Here is a 4,020-nt window from a genome sequence, read left to right as displayed (position 1 = left end):
GGCCCGGGTGGCCGACCTGCTCGCCGATGCCGGGGAGCCGGCGCCCGCCGCCCCCACCGAACCGGCGCCGGGCGGGCACGACGTCCGGTTCGAGGGCCTGACCGTCCGGTACCGGGAGGGGGCCGCGCCCGCCCTGGCCGGGGTCGACCTCGACCTGCCGGCCGGCCGCCGGATGGCCGTGGTCGGGCCGAGCGGCGCCGGCAAGAGCACTCTGGCCGCCGTGCTCACCGGCGCGGTACGCCCCGACGGCGGCCGGGTCACCGTCGACGGCGTGGACGTCTCCGGGTACCCGGCCGAGGAGCTGCCCCGGGTGGTCGGCGGCCTGCTCGCCGAGGCGTACGTCTTCCACGCCACGGTGCGGGAGAACCTGCTGCTCGGCCGGCCCCGCGCCGACGAGGCGGAACTGACCGCCGCCACCCGGGCGGCCGGCCTGCTGGACTGGGTGGGCGCCCAGCCGGAGGGCTGGGACACCGTGGTGGGCGAGCAGGGCGGGCAGCTCTCCGGCGGGCAGCGGCAGCGCCTCGCGCTTTCCCGGGCGCTGCTGGCCGCCCCGCCGGTGCTGGTGCTCGACGAGCCGACCGAGGGGCTCGACCCGGCGGCCGCCGACGCCGTGCTCGCCTCGGCGCTGGCCGCCACCCCGGCCGGGCACTCGGTGCTGCTCATCAGCCACCGGCTCAGCGGCCTCGCCGGGCTGGACGAGATCGTGGTGCTCGACGCGGGCCGGGTGGTGCAGCGCGGCCGGCACGAGGAGCTGGTCGCCCGCCCGGGCTGGTACCGGGAGCAGTGGCTGCTCCAGGAGGCGGCCGAGCGCGGCTACCTCGCCCTCGCCCCCTGAGCGCTTTCCGGGGTTTTCCCCGACGCGGCCGGCCGCCCGCGGTGGCAGGGTGGTCCCATGCGGGGGTACGAGGAGATCCGCGTCGACGAGCGGCTGCGCGAGCTGGCCGGGCAGCTGCACGGGCCGGCCCGGCTCAAGGCGGACCTGCTGACCGAGGCGCGGCACGCGCTGGAGGACGCCGTCGAGGCGTACCGGGAGGGGGGCCTGCCGGCCGCGGAGGCGGAGCGGCGGGCGGTGGTTGAGTTCGGCACCCCGGCCCAGCTCGCTCCCGGCTACCAGGCCGAGCTGGCCGCCGGGGCGCTGCGCGGGCTGGCGCTGCGGGCGCTGGCGGTGGCGGTGGTGCTGATGGCCGGCGGCGACCTGACCTGGCGAGGGTCGAGCTGGAGTGACGGGCCCCGCCCACCGGAGGGCTACCTGCTGCTCTCCGCCTCGTTGCACGGGATCTGGGGCCTGGTCGCCGGGCTGGCCCTGGCCGGGCTGCTGCTGGGCGGGCTCGCCGCCCGGCACGGATCGCCCCGGCTCGGCCGGCTGGCCCGCGCGGTGGGCTTCGGGCTGACCGGTGGGCTGGCGGTCGGCGCGCTCGCCGGTAGTGCCCTGTTCGGCTGGTCGGTCCAGCTCTGGGACGCGGCGCTGACCTGGCCGCCGATGATCATCGGGGCGGTGCTGGTCAGCGCCGGCTGGTTCGCCCTGGCCGGGCCGCCCGCTGCTGGCTGCGGACCAACCTCGGGCCGCGCGTGGCCGGCTGACGGCGGGGGCGGCTCAGGCCGGGGTGGCGGGCGGCTCGTCGGCGCCGAGGAAACGGCCCACCGTGGCGCTGAACTCGCGCCACCCCGCGCGCTCCCCGGCGAGCGCCCGGCCGCCGGCCTCGGTGAGCTGATAGGTGCGCCGCTCCCGACCGTTGACGGTGCTCCAGTCGCTGGCCACGTAACCGGCCCGCTCCAGCCGGCGCAACGCCGGATAGATGGTGCCGGTGGGCAGGTCCAGCGTGCCGCCGCTGCGGGCCCGGAGCGCCTCGATGATCGCGTAGCCGTGCAGGGCGCCCTGCTCCAGCACCGCGAGCAGCAGCGCGTCCAGGTGTCCGTGCAGCGCCTGGGCCTTCATGCGTAGCAAGACTACTTGTCCGCGAGTCGGGACGCCACCGGGGTGCGGCTCCCGGGTACCCCGGGACGCCCACTAGGGTATGTGCGCAGAGTCACTCGGCGGCCGAGCGTCGCCGGGTGGGCAACCCGAAAGCACACGGAGGTCAGTGTGGCCCGCCAGTCGCCCCAACGGCCCGACGCCGACGAGCCCGAGCTCGACGACACCACCGCGTCGGCCGCAGCAGACGAGGTCGAGGTCGACCGCCCGGCGGCGGACCGCGCGCTCTGGGACGAGCTGCGGATCGACCCGGTGGAGATCGCCCTGCCCGCCGGCACCGGCTTCACCCTGCGGGCCTACCGGCCGGCGCGGGAGCTGACCCCGACCGACGTCGCCGAGCGCGACCAGGACGACCCCTTCCTGGCCCGTCGCCAGGTCGTCGAGACCGAGGACGACGAGGAGGTGGTGATCCTCGACGAGGAGTTCGCCGCCCTCTCCGCCGAGGAGGACGACGAAGAGGACGACGAGAAGCGGGCCGAACGCCGCCGGCACGGCAAGACTGAGGCGGCCGAGAGCGCCGAGGGCGCCGACGAGGACGAAGCCGACGAGGACGAGGACGAGGCGGACGCCGCCGGCGACGAGGAGGTGCCCGTCTTCCTCACCCACCGCGGCAAGCTGCTGCTGTTCAAGACCCCGGAGTCGCTGGTCAGTTTCATCCGTTCCGGCGCGCCAAACGACCTGTCCCAACTGGACAGCTGGAATGAACTGTCCGAACGGGTGGAACCGGCCGACGTCGCCCCGTTGGACGAGGACACCTACGAGCTCGACCTGGTAGTGGAGAACCTCCGCGGCGGCCACGACGCGTGGGACCCGACGCTGTTGATCGAAGCTGGCGAGATCGCCCGTGACCTGGCGTACGCGCTGCGCCTACCGGCCGTGCTCGACATGCTCTCCGCCGGCTCCAGCCTGGACGACCTGGACGAGGCGCTGCGCGCTTCTGTCAACGGCGGAATCGGTGGATTCATGGGTCGGCGCCGGCTGAAGAAAATCGGGGCACAAACCGCAAGTTTGGGTTGGCGCACCATTGTCGGCAAGATCTCTGCTGTTGTGGACTGGCGCGACTGACCCCGAGCGGGGAGCATCAGTCTCTGGCAGAGCAAGACCTGTGTCCCGGGGAGGAGGACGACGCCGTGGCGCTCGTGCGCGTGTACTGCGGTCTGGCCTCGGCGGATCCGGCCGACCGGTCGGCTTCGGCCGGATCGGCGCTGACGTCCGCTGTGGTCGACGACGCAGGCCGTCTGCTGCATGTCTGCGAGATCGGTGACGACCCGGCTGGCTACGCCCAGCTGGTCGCGCTGCTCGTGGAGCGGTCGGGCGGGCCGAGCGGTGCGGCCATCGCGGCCGACAGCGACGACCACACGGTCACCTCGCTGCTCAGCGCGGCGGGTCGGCCGCTGGCGATCGCGGACGACGACTCGGTCGACGACTTCGCCGAGCGCTTCGCCGACGACGACTCGCTGGAGGAGATGCAGTCCCCGCCGGCCGAACGCCGGGCGGTCGGGCTGGCCCGGGCGCTCCAGGCCGGCGCGCTCTCCGCGGTGACCCTCCCGGCGCCGCGCGACCTCGCCAACTACAAGCAGGTCCTCGCCGCGCACGCGGCGCTGGCCAGCGGCCGGCACTCCGCCGCGGTGGCGCTGCGCGAGGTTCTCCGCGAGCTCTACCCGGCCGCTCTGCGCGCGTACCCCGACCCGGCCGAGCCGGTCTCCCTGGCCGTCCTCGACGCGCTGCCCGAGCCGGGCATGCTCGCCGGCACGGTGACCCGGGGCCGCGAGGTCGCGGTCGCGGCGGACGCCGTCGCCGCGCACCTGGCCGCCGAGGGCGTGGCGGACGCCGACAGCATCAACGACGCGGTGACCGCGCTGCGGGTCGCCATCTCCGAGACGCCCCGACGGGCCGCCGTCAACCGGGCGCTCACCGCCGCCGTCGCCGAGACCGTGCGACAGGCGGTCGCCTCCGTGCGGGCCTGCGACGCCGGCTGCGACGCACTGGTCGGCGCGCTCAGCGCCCGGGTCACCACGCCCGCCCCGGTACCCGGTCGCCGGGCCGCC

General features: G+C 75.7%; 3 protein-coding genes and 2 pseudogenes. 4 read left to right on the top strand and 1 reads right to left on the bottom strand.

All coding sequences use genetic code 11. The annotated features are described in order from the left end of the window. Nucleotides 1–835 (top strand): ABC transporter ATP-binding protein (locus B0E53_RS33815; RefSeq protein WP_146167892.1); only part of this gene is annotated, 835 nt, incomplete at its 5' end. A gap of 57 nt (nucleotides 836–892) precedes the next feature. Beyond that, nucleotides 893–1,054 (top strand): annotated as a pseudogene (locus B0E53_RS39885) (hypothetical protein); the annotation flags it as partial. Between the two features lie 540 nt (nucleotides 1,055–1,594). Here B0E53_RS39885 and B0E53_RS33805 read toward each other — a convergent pair. Further along, nucleotides 1,595–1,936 carry a helix-turn-helix transcriptional regulator gene (locus B0E53_RS33805; RefSeq protein WP_107079633.1) on the bottom strand — a complete coding sequence of 114 codons (342 nt, stop codon included), beginning with the start codon at nucleotides 1,934–1,936 and terminating at the stop codon, nucleotides 1,595–1,597. Nucleotides 1,937–2,083: 147 nt separating this feature from the next. Between B0E53_RS33805 and B0E53_RS33800 the strand changes: the two genes are divergently transcribed. Both B0E53_RS33800 and B0E53_RS33795 read left to right on the top strand, forming a co-directional pair. Then, complete coding sequence (locus B0E53_RS33800; protein WP_107079632.1) at nucleotides 2,084–3,037, top strand: DNA primase; 954 nt, start codon at nucleotides 2,084–2,086, stop codon at nucleotides 3,035–3,037. Between the two features lie 38 nt (nucleotides 3,038–3,075). Continuing rightward, a pseudogene (locus B0E53_RS33795) lies at nucleotides 3,076–4,020 on the top strand (transposase); the annotation flags it as partial.

Origin of the sequence: Micromonospora sp. MH33, from assembly GCF_003013775.1 — a bacterium.
GTDB lineage: Bacteria > Actinomycetota > Actinomycetes > Mycobacteriales > Micromonosporaceae > Micromonospora > Micromonospora fulviviridis.
The sequence above is the reverse complement of the archived record's forward strand: the minus strand, read 5'-3'. Positions and strand labels throughout refer to the sequence as shown.